Below are 1,078 nucleotides of genomic sequence, written 5' to 3' on the forward strand. Positions count from 1 at the left end.
GCTCCACGAAAGCTACCAGAAATGGCTGACCGGCTTCACCCGGCACGCCGTATCCTGGGGCGTGTGTCATCCGAATATCTACTACTTCCATAATCTGACGCCCGGTTGGGTGTCATTCAATGGTGAAAAACCGGAGATTGCCATCGTACCCCAGAGCCTGCACCGGCTGATTTATGGCCCTGACAAACGGGCCACACCGCCCCTGGATGATGATCTGATAGTGAATTTATGCACCAGTGAACATCTGCTGGTTCATCATCCGATGCTGGAAGGCATTCTCCTGTCTGAATGTGAACGTCTGAGGCAGCGTTCTCTGGCAAATAAACTGATCAGCCTCTTCCGTCAGTTTGGTGGCACGGAGTTGCGCCTCAAACTAGTCTGGCTTTGCTGGCTTGATTTAATGACCGGAAACTGCCTTGACGACTGGACGGAGAATCTGAAACGGAAATCAGAAAAAGAGCTGGAGGAATGGATCATCAACCGTCAGAAGCAGAGCGCAGCACTGACGGATCTGATGGATCAGTACGTGCTCCTGTCATACCGCACAACGGTTGACGATAAGCGCACCTGATGCCAGTTGTTTCAGGGAAGCTGGTATCCGGGCAGGGTGCCAGGGCTGACTGAACGGCCTGTCTGCCTGCCGTTTCGCTCTCCGTGCGTTCTGTCACACGCTGCACCTGAACGCCGGACTGCGGGCACGCAGACAGGAAAGTCGCAGGCTGGAACTTCTGACCGGCGGGTATCAGTTATATGCCTGTTGATTCATCACCACCATGCAGCTCCTGAGCTTTAGTTCATCACCGATATTCATACATCTGAATATCGGTGATGAAATCCCCATAATAATCAATCATCTAAGTCTGAAGCATAATGGAGAAAAACTGCTCACCGGTTACTTCGCTCTCAGCTTATTGTAGTGATAACCCGAGGTAAAAATACCAGAGACATCAGACAACTTTAAACTGGCTATCTGGGGAAGCAGAACATACATGGTTTTTCCTTCCGGCACGACAGAAAGCCTGAACTGAGATTCAAGAATGTTCAGCAATGCGTTCAGTTTTTTCCTGTTTCTGAACCG

General features: G+C 50.6%; 2 protein-coding genes. One reads left to right on the forward strand and one right to left on the reverse strand.

The genetic code is table 11. The annotated features are described in order from the left end of the window. Nucleotides 1-571 (forward strand): hypothetical protein (locus tag ACZMB2_RS14395; RefSeq protein WP_097411891.1); only part of this gene is annotated, 571 nt, incomplete at its 5' end. 321 nt (nucleotides 572-892) lie between these two features. Here the strand turns inward: ACZMB2_RS14395 and ACZMB2_RS14400 are convergent. Further along, nucleotides 893-1,078: hypothetical protein (locus ACZMB2_RS14400; protein WP_487597225.1), on the reverse strand; the 186-nt coding region annotated here is incomplete at its 5' end.

It is taken from the genome of Hominiventricola sp. (genome assembly GCF_057604405.1).